Genomic DNA, 16,101 nt, shown 5'->3' with positions numbered 1-16,101 from the left:
TTGTATTCCTCCTTTAGATCTTTTATAACAACCTTCAATTATAACACAATCTCATCTTTAATTTGGTCCATGATTTGAGCTACATTCTCTGAATGCTTTAATGACATGATCGGACTTTCTGTTTTGTGTTCTTGAATGCATTCAACGACATGAACGATTTCACTATAGAAATCATCATGATCATATGGCACTTCATGTAATTGTGATTCATTGCTGTCAGCTAAAGTGAGTGTGTATGAAACTGGTCGATGGAAGTTTGGAATACGAATTTCTCCGATCGTTCCCGTTATAATTGCGACTGTCTCCGTTTCACGGTCAAAGGCGGATTCCACTCGTCCAATCACACCATTCGATTCTAATTTCGCATCGACATAGACTTCAACCCCATTATCTTTCACTTCATAATCTACGGCTTTCACTTGAACCGGTGATGTCATGAAATCTTCAATCAATGAAATATTATACACTCCCATATCCAGTAAACAGCCCCCTTGAACAGGCTCAAAGTGATAACTTGCATCCGCTTCAGTAAATATACGGCACAGAGACGTCGAAACACTTAACACTTCACCGATATCTCCTTTTTCGATGCGCTCTTTAATCTCACGATAAGCCGGGACAAAGCGACTTTTCATTGCTTCCATGAAGAATACATTCGTTTCTTTCACCGTCTCAGTAATCTCTTCCATTTCTTGAAGTGACAGCGTCGCTGGCTTTTCACATAGAACAGCCTTTCCAGCTCGCAATGCTTTCTTAACCCATTCTAGGTGAAATTGGTGTGGTAAAGCAATGTAGACCGCATCAACTTCTGAATCATCTAATAAAGTTTGATAATTATCATAACTGACATCACATGGATGCTCTGCTCTAAAAGCTTCTGCTTTCTCCATCGTCCGTCGTGCTACGGCATATAAACGTGCACCCTTCACTTGTTCTAAACTCGTCGCAAAGCGATGTGCAATATTTCCCGCGCCAATAATTCCCCATTTAATCATACGTTACCCCTTTTTTTAAATGTATTTTTTATAAAAGTGTTTTCATTATGTAAATTGTACCTTATTTTTTTATCGATTCATAATATCTTACGAATAGTTATCTCTATTAATTTTCTCGTTTTTAGCATATAGTTAATAATAACAATATAAAGGGAGGGGTTTCATGCTTACAATTGCATACATTGGCAATGGGAAAAGTACTAATCGCTACCATTTGCCTTTTTCAACCCAATTATCTGACAAAATAAAAATCAAAACTATTTATTCTCGCAGTGGAAAAAGTGACTGGACTCCGATTGAGGGAGTGCGGTATACAACGAATATCGACGATATTTATAATGACCCAGAAATCCAACTTGTAGTAGTAACTACACCAAGTTCAAGTCATTATCCCTTAGCTAAAGAAGGTTTATTGCGTGGGAAAAATATGTTGGTCGAAAAACCTTTCACTGAAACAGTCGAACAAGCTCAAGAATTATTCACGCTCGCTAAAGAAAAGAATTTATTTGTTCAAAGTTATCAAAATAGACGTTACGATTCCGATTTCTTAACGGTTCAAAAAGTGATTGAATCAAATAAGTTAGGTGATTTATTAGAACTTGAGATGCATTTTGATTACTTCCGACCCGAAGTACCAGAGAATAGTAAGTATTCTCGAATTAACAGCTTTTTGTATGGACATGCTTGCCATACTTTAGATCAAGTTATCTCATACTTTGGAGAGCCTGACGAAGTTTATTCAGACGTGCGCCAGTTATTAGGTAAAGGTCGAATGAACGATTACTTTGATTTAGACCTTTACTACGGCAAATTAAAGGTATCCGTAAAATCTAGTTACTTCCGTTTGACACCGCGTCCTAGCTTTATTGTTTATGGTAAAAAAGGCTCATTTATTAAAGAGACTAAAGACCGTCAGGAAGAGCATTTGAAACAATTTTACATGCCAACTGAACCTGACTTTGGCGTTGACTTACCCCAACATTACGGCACATTAACATATATGGATGATGACAATCACTATCATCAAGAAAAAGTCATCTCTGAAGTGGGCGACTATAGTCGCTTCTATGAAGATGTCTATCAAACACTTATTAACAAGCAAGATAAAGTTGTTAAAGACGACCAAACTTTACTACAAATTAAATTACTTGAAAAAGGAACAAAACACTTAAGTTAAACCATTGAATGGAGGAAGTTTTATGAATTTAGCTATCTTTGGCGCTGGAAAAATCGTTCAAGAATTCTTAGAAATGGTAAAAGACATTCCAGAAATTAATCTAACTGCTCTATTATCTTCTGAGCGGAGCATAGAAAAAAACAAAGATTTAATCGTCACTTATGATATTGATGGGGTTTATACTAATGAAGATGAGATTCTTAAGCGCACTGATGTAGATACTGTCTACGTTGCCTTACCGAACCATCTGCACTATGAATTTAGTAAAAAAGCTCTTGAAGCAGGCAAACATGTGATTTGCGAGAAGCCTTTCACCTTAACCTTAAAAGAATTAGAAGAGTTAGAAGCCATCGCTTTAGAGAAAGATTTAGTTTTAATTGAAGCAATTACCAATCAATACTTTGCTAATTTTGCCCAACTTAAAGAGGATTTAAATGATGTTGGTGATTTAAAAATCATTGAATGTAATTATTCACAGTATTCTTCACGTTATGACGCTTTCAAAGAAGGAACTATTCTGCCGGCTTTTAACTCAAAAATGGGTGGCGGATCGCTAATGGATATTAATATTTATAACATCCACCTCGTTGTTGGCTTATTAGGCAAACCAAACCGGGTTGAATATTATGCCAATATCGAACGAGAAATTGATACATCCGGAATATTAGTCATGGAATATGATCAAACAAAAGTTGTCTGTATTGGATCTAAAGATACGAGCGCACCGATTAAAAGTACGATTCAAGGAACCGATGGCTCGCTCATTATTAATGGACCAACAAACACATTAGAAAGTTATACTAAAATTATTGGAAAAGACACGGAAGAAGTCATTGATTTAAAAGTACACCCGCATCGCATGTATGAAGAATTTATCGCCTTCAACCGCATTATTAAAGAACATGATATGGATACTGTTCGTGAGAAACTCACACATAGTAAAATCGTCATGGAAGTGGCAGAGAAAGCACTTGAAGATGCCAGTATCAAATTAGGATAACAATAACCCCCGAAAGGAATGTCACCGCATTTCTTTCGGGGGTTTCTCATTATAATAATTCTTTTCGTAAATCTGCAGCACTCTTAGGTGATAAATATTTTGGTGCAATATCAAATACGGTCTGAGCTCCAGAATGCCCTTCTTGATGTAATTTGTAAGCGGCACGCGCATAAGCCACATTGACTGCAGCCGTAAATTCAGGATTACTGCCTAAGTCTAAACCAAATTCATACACTTGTTGCATGTCGGGTGACGTCTCTCCTGAGCGAATCACACGTCCCCCATGTGGTAAACCAGCATGATTTGCATGTAATTCTTCCTCAGTAATAAAAGTGACTTCAGTTTGATAGCCTTCAAAGTAATCTGGCATCGTTACAATGTCATTTTTTACTTTTTCTGCATCTGCACCCTCTTCCAACACCACATAAACATCACGATTATGAGCGGATTTAGATGTATATTCGACGGTTTCTCCTGCATGGATTTGATCAATTAATTCTGTATTTGGAATTGTATATTGAACGCCATCTTTAACCCCTTCAACACGTCTAACCGCATCTCCGTGCCCTTGGCTCAAGCCTTCACCCCAGAAAGTATATGTATCTCCTTTAGGTAAGATAGCCTCTCCAATTAAACGATTTAAAGAAAACAATCCTGGATCCCAACCCGTCGCGATAATTGACACATATTTATGTGCTTTTGCCACAGTGTCTATACTTTCAAAATAGTTCGGAATCTGACTATGATTGTCATAGCTATCTACAGTGTTAAAATGTTCTGCTAAAGCTGGCCCTTGTTCCGGAATATCCGAACGCGACCCACCACATAAGATTAATACATCAATCTCATCTTTAAAATTTAAGATATCATCTATATGATACGCCGTTGCTTCTGTATCTAAAGTATCTGGATTACGGCGAGAGAAAATCCCCACTAAGTTCATATCTGGCGCATTCTTTAAATTAGCCTCTACACCGCGCCCTAAGTTACCGTAACCTACAATTCCAATATTTATCATAATTAAATCCTCCTTACAGGATAGTTAAAAACTAATTATATTTTGCTTCTTTTTACTTAATTTGTCAATTAATTTACTATAATATTATTTCCTTTTTTTGAATTTAGAATATTATTGATAAGTGTTACACAAGCGATAATACAGCTAAAAGTGACTATTTATAGTATTCTGTACTTAATGTAAAAATATCTGGAGGTTAATATGAAAAACTTAAAAGAACAATTAGTTGGAACCACTTGGTCACTTAAATCATACGAATCAGTCGATCAAAACGACCAAGTTTTTTATCCTTTAGGTGAAGATGCTACAGGATATATAGTCTTTGATCACACGGGCTTATTCTCTGTTCAAATAATGGCAAAAGAAGCTTTATCTAAAGAGGCCGTCTCTCACTATAGAACGGATGTTGAGAAAGCCATGGGAATGCATGGGTATCATGCATATTCAGGGCAGTTTAGTTTGGATGAAGAAAAAGCTGTGCTGACTACTTCTGTGGAATTAAGCCTTATCCCTGCATATCGAGGATCAAAACAAAAACGTTCAGTTAATATTGAAGGTGACCTCTTATACTTATCAAATATTGAACACCCTGAACGTAAATTAGTCTGGCAGAAAAAAATATAATTTAGCTTAGCGCTTACACAATCAAATATCCATTGTAGTGATAGGTGTGTATGCTATACTAACACTACGAAGTAAAGGAGGCTATTATGCTAGAAATCGAATTTTTCCACGATGTTATCTGTTCTTTTTGCTTTCCGATGTCAAATCGCTTGCGAAAAGTCATGGATAAATATCAAAATTTAGATATACAACATCGCTCATTTGCCCTTGGTTGGGAAGTAGAACACTTTGAGCAAATGTTCGGAAGTCATGAAGCAGTTAAACCAGAAGTATTAAACCATTGGGAAGCCGCAAATCAAAATGATGATGAGCACCGCTTTAATATCGATGGCATGAAACAGACGGACTTCAACTTCCCTCATTCGCAACCCGGTCTAATTGCAGCTAAAGCTGCTGGTTTAATTGGTGGCGATTCAATGTACTGGGAAGTCTTTGATAAACTTCAAGAAGGCTTGTTCGTACGTAATTTAAATATTGCAGATCAACAAGTCATTGATGACTTAGTAAAAGAGACGTCCATCGACTTTGATTCATGGAAGAACCAAGCAAATAATGATGAAACTAAACAGGCTGTCTTAAATGACTTAGCCCTGGTTAACGCTTATGGTATCCAAGGAGCTCCAGCTTTAGTCATTGATAAAAAATACTTAATTAGTGGTGCCCAACCTCAAGAGCTTATTGAACAAGCTTTAGAGCAAGCAGCACAAGAAGCAAATATAGATATCACTAAACCAGTGACACCACAGTTTCAAGTACTAGGTGATAATACTGGCGCGTCATGTCGCGTTGAAAATGGAAATTGGATCTGCGACTAGATTCAAAATAAAATCAAATAAAAAACGTAATGAAGATGGAAATCAAATCCACTTTCATTACGTTTTTGTTTTGTTAAAAATAATTATTTAACTTAGATTCGAATAGTCTTAACTTAAATGATGCGCCTTGTTAGTCATCCCAATCGTCATCATCCCAGTCATCATCGTCCCAGTCGTCGTCCCAGTCATCGTCATCCCAGTCATCGTCGTCCCAGTCATCGTCATCCCAGTCATCATCGTCCCAGTCATCGTCATCCCAGTCGTCATCGTCCCAGTCATCGTCGTCCCAGTCATCGTCGTCCCAGTCATCGTCGTCCCAGTCATCATCATAACGGTCGTCGTCATCCCTATCATCGTCGTCCCAGTCATCGTCATAACGGTCGTCGTCCCAGTCATCGTCATAACGGTCGTCGTCATCCCTATCATCGTCATCGTAACGATCATCATCACGTCCATAGTAATAATTATTATCATAAACTGTTGGGCGGCTTCCACTATAATCATCATAGAATTGACGGTAGTAATGGCGATCATCATCATCGTCGTTATCGTCATCATTTACATCGTCATTAATGTCATCTATATCATCATCATCTTGATCAAGAATATCCCCAGTTAAGGCATCAACTTCGACTTCGATTTCACGATTACCATCAATGAGTGTAATCTCCCACTCTAGTTTATCGTCATCATCGTTATCATCATCATCATCGTCATCACTATCTAAACTCCAATTAACGATATTATTATTTTGAGTGTGATCCATGACTGATTGAGTGATTTCTTCGATAGAAGCTAGCTCATCAATATTTATAGCTAAATTATCATCGTCATCATCTCTAGATTTACTTGCAAAAAAGTTTTCGCCATTATATCTAATTAATTGATACGCTTCTGTCTCTCCACGACCAAGAATTCTTGTAATAAACTGCCCTGTTTCTTGGTGCATGTGAATATCAATATCTGTTAATTCGGCATTTGGATAATATGATTGATATAGTGAAACTGCCTCATCAAAAGCATTTCGTAACTCACTTGTTTGTTCTTGAGAAATCGCAACAGTACCAACATCATTATTTTGCGCATTAATACTTACTACAGGCGTGATGCCACTTAGAGCAAGCATTGATGCACTGAGTAGAAGGAATTTTTTCATCTTCATTTTCTATCTCTCCCTTATTTTTTTACCGTTTGCTCGGCTTATTAAATAATACGAATGTCGATTCATTTTTAGGTACCTTTTTTAAAAATTAATCATCATCATCGTCAAAATCATCATCCCAATCGTCGTCATCCCAGTCATCATCGTCCCAATCGTCATCATCATCCCAGTCGTCATCATCCCAATCGTCATCATCCCAATCGTCATCATCCCAATCGTCATCATCCCAATCGTCGTCGTCCCAATCGTCATCATCCCAGTCATCGTCACCTTCTATATAAGAATTCACTGAACTATTGACATTGTCATCAGTACTATACGAATCTTCATCATAAAACGATTCGAACCAATCATCATCTGAATTAAATTCACTATTATCTGTTGGTTTTGGTGTAACTAATCCTTTGAAGAAGCTTTGTAGTTCTTGAACTTCTGAGCGATTATAGATACTTTCTAATAATTCTCTAAAACGTTCACTACTTTGGTTAAAATTATAATACTCCGCGTTTCCTGATAAGCGGTCACGTTTTTCTTTAGCTGATAATACGCGACTCTCTTCATCTGTCCACAATGAAATATTTGCATTAGCCAATTGATAATCACCCAATAAGACTTCTTGTTGAGTTGCATTTTCGTAATCTTTCATTGTCCCTTTAATGACGACAATATTATTATTCGCCATTGCATTCCTTAACTCATCTATTACTAGATCCTCAATCGCATTCGTATCATCCGCATTGGCGGCTGAGATAGCAATAAGTACATCTAAGGAATCTGATTCATCAATGAGACTTACCAGTGAAGGCGTAATTTCACTTAGTTTTTCTCCTTCAGTTATACTTTCATTCTCCATTTCACCCAGTCGATTGATGACTCTAACGACTTCATAATCATCATTCAGTTCAACTTGAACACCTTCTTGAGTTCCGATTGAAATGGCTGCATATGCAGGTTCTGATGGACCAAAAATATTTTGAGAAAGATTAAAGAATAAGAACAACACTGCTGCAACCGCTACGAGACTTATTAGTGGCCTAAAATTCACATGACGAACTTTTTCTTTCGCTTGATATCGATCAGAATCAAAGTAAAAAATTTGATCGCCTACGGCTAAAGAATCTTTTCTTTTCAACCGATGAATTTCACCACTCGGGTCCATGACGATGACGTAATCTTCTTTGATTTCTATGACAATCGTTTCTTTTACATCATATTTACTCATCTTATCCCCTCTTTATCCAATCTATTAAGCTTGCTAACCCATTTTTAAATATAATAATAGTCGATGTGATAAATACTTTGTTTCCTTTTATAACCTTCACTGAGACATTATTATATGTTGCGGTTAGTTTTATAGGGAGACGCTTCTTTTCAAATAAGGGAATTGTAATCGGCTTATGTTTACTTGATTTCTCCGATATATGAATGGCTCTTTCGCGACTATCTTGATGTTTTGGAGATTCTTCTATTAATTGCTCCAAAGTAATATCAAAGTCTTCAATCGTGCTTTTCCACTCTTCAATTTCAATAGCCAATACATTTTCACTTTGTTTCGATTCATCTTGAAATTGCATGCCTGATTCTGCCATGGAATCTAAGGATGCCATCTCTTCATTCTTTTTTTCTTTCCTTAGATAATCAATCACGCGACTTCGAATGACCACTTTTACGAAATTCAATAAGGATCCTTTTGACTCGTCATATTTTTCAACGGCTTCCTTAAAAGCTAACAAAGCAATTGAAAAAGCATCATCATTTTGAACATTAACATATCGATTGGTAGTCTCACTAACTACTTTTATTATGAAGCCGTAATGTTCTTCAATTAGTTGCTCAATTTGTTTCTCGATTTGAAATGCCTCCTATCTGCTCAATATATAATACGTAACTTTATAACAATTTAGGGACCATTTTCCTATTTTAATTCAATCATAGCACAATTTTTTATCGAATTAATCTAATTATCCTCCAAAAAGGTCCCTAAAATTGATTTAGCTTTCGTATTATGTATCGACTGGCAAAGCAAAGTCAAAAATAAGAAAGAAGGTACGAAAATGCGAAACAAGAAATATCTATTAAGAAGAAAAGGTTTTAGTGTTAAAAAGGCTCTATTATCAATTGGTGTTGTTGCTTCCATTGGATTAGCTTTTAGTCATTCGACTGAGATCTTAGATAGTGCTTTAGCTAATTCCACAACTGAAAATGTAGATGTATCTCAAACAAATAATGTATTAAGTCATCCGGTAGTACAAAAAGAACAAAATGCTGCTTTAAATGCATTGATTAATCGCTGGCAAGAAAAATCACCCGAAGAAATTAAAGAGGAATTACTTCGTCAAGAAGAAGCAGGTTCGATTGCTTATGTTGTTCAGTGGGGAGACACTCTTCCAAATATTGCTTCCGCTGCAGGTTTGACCGTTGAGCAATTATTAGACTTGAATGGTCTGAGCGAAGATTATCATATGAATACTGCAGATGTCTTAATCGGACTCATTGATAACCAAGATATCCACGTCGCTGGCGCATATGACGATGACTGGGACGACGATGACTGGGACGATGACGATTTGGATGATGACGATTGGGACGATGATGACTGGGACGATGATGATTGGGACAATGATGACTGGGATGATGACGATGATTGGGACGACGATGACTGGGATGATGACGACTGGGACGACGATGACTGGGATGACGATGATTGGGACGACGATGACTGGGATGATGACGACTGGAACGATGATGATTGGGATGACGATGACTGGGATGACGATGATTGGGATGACGATGACTGGGATGACGATGATTGGGACGACGATGACTGGGACGACGATGACTGGGATGATGACGACTGGGACGATGATGACAATTATTGGTTAGAAAGATTCTATAACAATCCAAATAACATTCCAGGACACACTCCGAAAACCGAAGGTGATATCCCTACAACGATAGCTCAGGAGAATGAAGTTGAAACAACACAATCGCCTGATCAGACAGGAAATGATCAAGTAGCTGATACTACATTAGATGAATTACCTCCCGTTGATACGACAGTAACTGATTCCAATAATGTCAATCTAGATGCTGTTACTCAAGAATTCCATAATTTAGTCAATCAAGAACGTTTAAATAATGGACAGAGTCAATTGAATTATGGTGATCATTTACAAACTGCTGCCGTAAATCGAACAACAGAAATTACAGAGCATTTCTCACATACAAGACCGAATGGATTATCATTCTTCACGGCACCTGGCTTTGATCAAGGTGGATCAATTGTCGGAGAGAACCTACAACAAACATATATCTCACGCAATGCGGCACCAGAAGAAATCGCTCAAAAATTATTTGATAATTGGAAGAAGAGTCCAGGACACTATGAAAACATGATGGATGGTTCGTATTTAGATCATGCAATTCAACTTGATACATACGAAAATGGAGACAACATCATTATCTATTCAACACAAGTATTCAGTAACTAAAGTAAAATAAAAGATACCGAATTTACTGCCATAAATTCGATATCTAAAAGGTTTTAAATTCTAGTTCACAAAACATTATTAATATTAGGAAGCAAGGACAGTTTACTATTGTTCTTGCTTCTTTTTCTATAAAAATAATAGTTAATGACGTCTGGTCTATAATTATTCTGAAATAAACTACTTGGTCCACGTATTTTATAGCTGAAATAGGATTTGTTCACGAAATAAATGAGCATATGCCTGGTTGTCCACGTTCATAGGAGCAGTATAATGATTGATTAGCCGGAAACGAGCATTCGAATTTTAAACGAATGATTGATTAGCTGGAAACGAGCACTCGAATTTTAATCGAATGACTGATTAGCCGGAAACGAGCACTCGAATTTTAATCGAATGACTGATTAGCCGGAAACGAGCACTCGAATTTTAATCGAATGACTGATTAGCCGGAAACGAGCACTCGAATTTTAATTGAATGCTTGTTTCTCAATCCTCCTCATAAACAAAAAGAAGGAACTGTACAAAAATGAACAGTTCCTTCTTTTTAATTACATTTATTCCACATTTACTTCTTGAGCATTGACAATTTCCCCGTTTTCTAGGGTAACCATCACGGCTGGTTTCACAGGGTTATGTTCTTCATTAATTGAGAATGTACCAGTCACTCCTTCGAAGTCGACAGTTTCAGCTAAAGCTTGGTTAACTGCGTCAGCCTCTGTTGATCCAGCTCTTTCGATACCGTCAACTAAGAAAGCAATCGCATCATAACCTAAAGCAGCGAATGTATCTGGGGCTTTACCAAATTTTTCTTCATAGTCTGCGACAAAGTTATTAGATTTTTCGTTTTCTAAAGATGTGTCATAGTGAGTTGTATAGTGAACGTCATTTGTGTTTTCAGGTCCAGCTAATTCTACGAATGTATCACTCGCAAATCCATCTGCTCCAACCACTGGTGCTGTTACGCCAACTTCACGGAGTGCTTTGACTAATAAGCCTGTTTCTGTATAGTAACCAGGTACATAAATGGCATCGAATTCATGTCCTAAAACTGCTGTAGACAGTGATGAAAAGTCTGTATCACCTGAAGTATAAGCTTCAGTTGCAACAACAGTTCCTCCTTTAGTTTCATAATCTTCAACGAAAGCGTCCGCTAGACCTAAAGAATAATCTAATGCGTTATCTACGATAAGAAGCGTGTTCTCAGCGCCAAGTGTATTATAAACATATTCAGCTCCGGCACGTCCTTGATATGAATCTTCATAGGCAACTCTAAATAAGTTCTCTACGGCTTCGCCGTTACTATCTAATGTCAGGCCATCTCCTGTCGTCGCTGGAAGGACATTTGGTTTATTATTTTCTTCGATTACAGGTTTTGCTGCATTAACAACTGCAGAAGCGTTTGGTCCAAAGACAGCAACAACGTCTTCATCATTCGCTAAACGTGTTTGTAAAGAAACTCCTTCGGTTGTATCTGTCTTATTATCTAAGACTACAAGTTCTAATGGGCGTCCATCTAATACTCCGCCTTCAGCATTCTTTTGTTCAACAAACAATTCAAAGGCTTCGACAGCGGGTACACTGTATGGCGCTGCGGGTCCTGTCAGTTCTAAGTTTACTCCTAGAACAACTGGTTCACCTGTTGCTTCTTGAGCACTCACACTGTTAGAGAATGGCATCGCTAAGGCACCGACTAAAGTTAAACCTGATAATAATAACTTACTTAATTTATTTAATTTCATTTTATTTTCCTCCGATTTTTATGGTTTGACAGTTAATTGAACGTCACCGACATTTTCATATTCAACGCGATAATTTCCCGCTTCTAATCTCTCTGGGAGCATAAATGTTCCTGATGAGACAAATCGACCAGCAGTTAATTTTTCCCCACGCTCTTCTAAGGCTTTGGCTAGCCATTTCACGGAATTAACTGGATGTCCTAATACTTCTTCAGAATTTCCTCGTTTGACTTCTTGATCGTTTAAATACAGAACTGCTTCGATATTTTTCACATCGTCATAACTGTATTGCTTGGCTTCTCCATAAACGACTGCCCCATTCACTGCACCATCTGCGATAACTTCATAGAAAGTTGTCTTAGGGAACCAGTCATCATAACGGCCATCGGGTACTTCAATCCCTGGGGCAACCAAACATTTTCTCATTACTTCCTCGTCTGTATCGTCGCCGTTAACATCTTCTTGAACTAAGAAGACTAATTCAGTTTCTAGAAGAGGTTCATTGTAATCAGTTAATGAAAGTGAAGCATCTTTTTTCACAGTGACATCGGTCATTTGTCCGAATAAAGGTGAGTCACTATTGAATAAATCTTGCGTTTCTTTACTCGTTAAACTGATTTTGTAACCTTGATGTTTTTCACCATTCTCTTCTTTCAGAGCAAGTACATCATCTTGTACTTGATAGGCTTCTTGAGTCGATTCGAAATTAAACTTCCCTTTTTCCAAAGGTGCGTTATCTCGGTAAGCTTTAAATAGTAATTCTGCTTTGTTTGTCATTTTTTATAATTCCTTTCTTTTAATCCAAGTCATCAACAATTAAAATTCAACTTTTTGAATCCAACCTTCGGGTCCTTCTTTTTCACCAAATTGGATTCCAGTTAATTCATCATAAAGGGCTCTAGTTAGTGGTCCGACTTCAGTTTCTGAATAGAAGACATGTTTCTTGTCGCCTTGAGTAATACTTCCAATCGGTGTAATCACTGCGGCTGTCCCCATAGCCCCTGCTTCTTTGTAGTGATCCAGTTGGTCAATAAAGACGTCACCTTCAAAAGTTTCTAAACCAAGCACATGTTCTGCTAAATGCAATAAAGAGTATTTTGTAATACTTGGTAAAATAGACGGTGATTTAGGTGTGACAAAGACATCATCTTCAGTAATAGCGAAAAAGTTCGCTGCCCCGACCTCTTCAATTTTTGTATGTGTTGCTGGGTCTAAGAAGATTGAATCCGCAAAGTTATGCACTTGAGCTTCTTTTCCTGCTTTAAAACTTGAGGCATAGTTTCCTCCCACTTTAGCTGATCCGGTTCCTCTTGGTGCAGCTCGGTCATATTCACTGACCATGAAAGGTGCAGGCTGTAAACCACCTTTAAAGTATGCTCCGACTGGTGTGACGTATATTCCGAATAAGGCTTCTGATGCCGGAGATACTCCGACGATGTCACCGACTCCGATTAAGAATGGTCGAATGTAAAGCGTTGCACCTGTTCCATAAGGAGGAATCCACTCTTCGTTTGCACGGACGATTTCTTTTACCGCTTCAACAAACGCATCTTCTGGATACGGTGGCAACATCACTTGATCAGCTGAGCGTGCTAGTCGTTTCGCATTTTCATCTACTCTGAATAAATTTACTGAACCGTCTTTTGTTCTGTAGGCTTTGAGTCCTTCAAAACATTGTTGACCAAGATGTACTGCTGGTGAAGCTTCACTAATTGTGATTGTATTGGCCTCAACTACTTGGCCTCCATCCCATTTCCCATCTTTATAGTATGCTCTAAAACTCTTACCAGTATTTATGTATCCAAAACCTAATGTTTCCCAATTTAAATCTTGTGGTTTAACTGACATTTCCATTATTAATCTTCATTCCCTTTCCTAAAAGATTTTATTACAAAAAAAGCCTATTTAGATTAACTAATAATCTAAACAGGCTTTGACAGCTGTATATTAAAAAGCGAGATATGAATCTGCCGCTCGTTTAGATTATTAGTCTATACGAGCAACAAAAATCTTTAGCACGCATAGATACAAACTTGAAAGTTTTTTCGTGTTTGTATCTATACTGCGGATACAAACACTATCTAATAATGCTAATAATTGTAGCTAATTTAAATGTGTGTGTGCTAAAAGTTTTCATGTTATCTCTCTCCAAATATCTTTAGTAAATACAATTTATCACCTTTAAATGAGTTTGTCAACACTTTCTCTAATTTAAAACTAATAAAAAACACATCTTAGATTAGAAAATCTAAGATGCGCCTCATTAATTAATTAGAATAATTCTTTGTCACTACCAAACGTTTCTCCTAAAGCTTGTTGTGCAAGCACATTTAAGAAATTCCATGGTTTGTCATATTCTGGTTGGAAGAAGAAATCAGCTAAAGCTAATTGTTCTAATGTCCAGCCAGCTGAGATTGCTATTGAAACTGTGTTAATCGCAAACATAACATCTTTTTTAGACATTAACTGCGCACCAACAATACGATTTGTTTCTTTTTCAAAGTGAATTTTCATCATAACAGTTGTATCATCACCAATAAATTTAGGACGAATAGTCTCTTCATAATATTTACTGTCGACTTTGCTTAAATCTGCGTCAGAGTTTTTAACACCTGTACAAGCAAAGTGGTAATCGAATAAAGATAATGCAGATGTGCCTGAAACGGCTGGCATTTCCAATTTGTTATCTGAAAGCATATTTTTAGCAGCAATCACACCTTGGCGACGTGCGTTAGAAGCTAAGGCAATGGCACGTTTTTCCCCCGTTGGAGCAAATGGAATTAATGTCGCATCTCCAGCTACATAAATATCTGGGTTCGATGTTGATTGCATATGTTCATTCACTTCAACAAAGCCACGTTCATTACGTGCTAAAATACCGTCTAACCATTGTGTGTTTGGACGTACACCAACAGCCATCACAACTGTATCTGCTTCGTATTCGCCTTTATCTGTTACAACTTTTGCAACAGAACCATTCTCACCAATGATTTCTTGAACTTTTTCACCGCCATGGAATTTCATTCCATGCTCAAGTGCGTTCTCTTGTAATACAGAAGTGAATTCTTTATCTAAATACGTTGGTAAGATAGTATTTAATGAATCAATGACCGTTGTATCAATTCCTGCTTTCGCATAAGCTTCTGCAACTTCAATTCCAATATATCCACTACCTACGACAACAGCTTTTTTAGCAGATGACATACGTTCTTTTACTTTATCTGCCCAATTGCGGCCACGTAAGTAATATAAGTTATCTAAATCAGTTCCTGGAATTGGAATTTCAATGGGTACAGCTCCTGGACTAAGGAATAATTTATCATAAGATTCTTCTGATTCTCCATCGGCAGTTTTAACCGTAATAGTTTTAGCTTCAGGATTCACAGATACTACGTCACTATTCATATGAACATTAACGCCTTGATCTTTATAACTTTCTTCATTCGCATAATGTAAACTATCTAATGAAGGTGAGATATCTTCTAAATAACTTTGAATCCCACAAGATAAGAATGATGCTGTTTCCCCGCGTTCATATAAATGAATCTCAGCATTTGAATCTTCTTTTAAGATAGTTTGCACTGCTTCATACCCAGCATGTGAAGTACCTACAACAATAATTTTCATGACAAAACCTCCAAATTTTTTTAACAGATTAATTGTATCACATTTTAATACCATTTCAAATATTCAGAACTCAGTCATTTAAAATACTTATTTAACAGCATTTAACCAGACACCTCATAACAATACCTATTTGAATATTAGTAATAAATTGTTTTTATTTTATATAAAAGTCAAAATTAATCCGGTATATATTACTTCAACATAATATATTGTTATTTAAAATTTAATATATATTGGATAGTTATTCACAAGTAAATTTACAACAAGAATCATTATTTTATTTACAGAATTCGCTATTTAATACTAAACGTGTTATACTAGTTGATACGCGAAAGATATTTTTTATGCAAGAATTTAATTTGTTTTGATGAAATTTAATCAAACTGGCGTAACTAAAGGGTTACAAGGATATATTAGAGGTTATGGGAATATATCGTTTAAATGAGAAAGAATTAA

General features: G+C 36.8%; 14 protein-coding genes. 5 read left to right on the top strand and 9 right to left on the bottom strand.

All coding sequences use genetic code 11. The features are described from left to right. Positions 1 to 38: 38 nt before the first annotated feature. Positions 39 to 995: a Gfo/Idh/MocA family protein gene (locus tag ACFO5Y_RS11395; protein ID WP_197104158.1), complete on the bottom strand. Its 957-nt coding sequence runs from the start codon at positions 993 to 995 to the stop codon at positions 39 to 41. A gap of 163 nt (positions 996 to 1,158) precedes the next feature. Here ACFO5Y_RS11395 and ACFO5Y_RS11390 point away from each other — a divergent pair, with 163 nt between their 5' ends. Then, positions 1,159 to 2,172, top strand: coding sequence for a Gfo/Idh/MocA family oxidoreductase (locus ACFO5Y_RS11390; protein ID WP_197104159.1), 1,014 nt, complete (start codon positions 1,159 to 1,161; stop codon positions 2,170 to 2,172). Between the two features lie 22 nt (positions 2,173 to 2,194). After that, positions 2,195 to 3,172 (top strand): Gfo/Idh/MocA family protein, encoded by a 978-nt coding sequence (locus tag ACFO5Y_RS11385; protein ID WP_197104160.1) that lies wholly within the window; start codon positions 2,195 to 2,197, stop codon positions 3,170 to 3,172. 49 nt (positions 3,173 to 3,221) lie between these two features. Here the strand turns inward: ACFO5Y_RS11385 and ACFO5Y_RS11380 are convergent, their stop codons facing one another. Beyond that, positions 3,222 to 4,190, bottom strand: coding sequence for a diaminopimelate dehydrogenase (locus ACFO5Y_RS11380; protein WP_197104161.1), 969 nt, complete (start codon positions 4,188 to 4,190; stop codon positions 3,222 to 3,224). Between the two features lie 201 nt (positions 4,191 to 4,391). On the opposite strand from ACFO5Y_RS11380, the gene ACFO5Y_RS11375 reads away from it, so the two are divergent. After that, complete coding sequence (locus ACFO5Y_RS11375; RefSeq protein WP_197104162.1) at positions 4,392 to 4,814, top strand: lipocalin-like domain-containing protein; 423 nt, start codon at positions 4,392 to 4,394, stop codon at positions 4,812 to 4,814. Between the two features lie 86 nt (positions 4,815 to 4,900). Further along, complete coding sequence (locus ACFO5Y_RS11370; RefSeq protein WP_197104163.1) at positions 4,901 to 5,629, top strand: DsbA family oxidoreductase; 729 nt, start codon at positions 4,901 to 4,903, stop codon at positions 5,627 to 5,629. 130 nt (positions 5,630 to 5,759) lie between these two features. Here the strand turns inward: ACFO5Y_RS11370 and ACFO5Y_RS11365 are convergent, their stop codons facing one another. The 3 genes from ACFO5Y_RS11365 to ACFO5Y_RS11355 form a co-directional block, all read right to left on the bottom strand. After that, positions 5,760 to 6,791 (bottom strand): PepSY domain-containing protein, encoded by a 1,032-nt coding sequence (locus ACFO5Y_RS11365; RefSeq protein WP_197104164.1) that lies wholly within the window; start codon positions 6,789 to 6,791, stop codon positions 5,760 to 5,762. A gap of 88 nt (positions 6,792 to 6,879) precedes the next feature. Continuing rightward, entirely contained in the window at positions 6,880 to 8,013 is a 1,134-nt protein-coding gene (locus tag ACFO5Y_RS11360; protein ID WP_197104165.1) for an anti-sigma factor domain-containing protein, read from the bottom strand. Position 8,014: 1 nt separating this feature from the next. Continuing rightward, positions 8,015 to 8,629, bottom strand: a complete 615-nt coding sequence (locus ACFO5Y_RS11355; protein ID WP_380706722.1) for a sigma-70 family RNA polymerase sigma factor — start codon at positions 8,627 to 8,629, stop codon at positions 8,015 to 8,017. A 216-nt stretch (positions 8,630 to 8,845) separates the two neighbouring features. On the opposite strand from ACFO5Y_RS11355, the gene ACFO5Y_RS11350 reads away from it, so the two are divergent. Further along, a complete protein-coding gene (locus tag ACFO5Y_RS11350) occupies positions 8,846 to 10,282 on the top strand; it encodes a CAP domain-containing protein (RefSeq protein ID WP_197104166.1) in 1,437 nt (478 codons plus the stop codon). A gap of 554 nt (positions 10,283 to 10,836) precedes the next feature. Here ACFO5Y_RS11350 and ACFO5Y_RS11345 read toward each other — a convergent pair. The 4 genes from ACFO5Y_RS11345 to ACFO5Y_RS11330 form a co-directional block, all read right to left on the bottom strand. Continuing rightward, positions 10,837 to 12,021: an ABC transporter substrate-binding protein gene (locus ACFO5Y_RS11345; protein ID WP_197104167.1), complete on the bottom strand. Its 1,185-nt coding sequence runs from the start codon at positions 12,019 to 12,021 to the stop codon at positions 10,837 to 10,839. An 18-nt stretch (positions 12,022 to 12,039) separates the two neighbouring features. Next, on the bottom strand, positions 12,040 to 12,795 hold the full coding sequence (locus ACFO5Y_RS11340; protein WP_138404126.1) for a 2-keto-4-pentenoate hydratase: 756 nt from the start codon (positions 12,793 to 12,795) through the stop codon (positions 12,040 to 12,042). A gap of 39 nt (positions 12,796 to 12,834) precedes the next feature. After that, complete coding sequence (locus ACFO5Y_RS11335) at positions 12,835 to 13,866, bottom strand: branched-chain amino acid aminotransferase (protein ID WP_197104186.1); 1,032 nt, start codon at positions 13,864 to 13,866, stop codon at positions 12,835 to 12,837. A gap of 423 nt (positions 13,867 to 14,289) precedes the next feature. Beyond that, positions 14,290 to 15,645, bottom strand: coding sequence for an FAD-dependent oxidoreductase (locus tag ACFO5Y_RS11330; protein WP_197104168.1), 1,356 nt, complete (start codon positions 15,643 to 15,645; stop codon positions 14,290 to 14,292). Positions 15,646 to 16,101 lie beyond the last annotated feature (456 nt).

Source organism: Ruoffia tabacinasalis, from assembly GCF_042652985.1.
Classification (GTDB): domain Bacteria; phylum Bacillota; class Bacilli; order Lactobacillales; family Aerococcaceae; genus Ruoffia; species Ruoffia tabacinasalis.
This window is presented reverse-complemented; position numbering and strand designations above follow the sequence as displayed.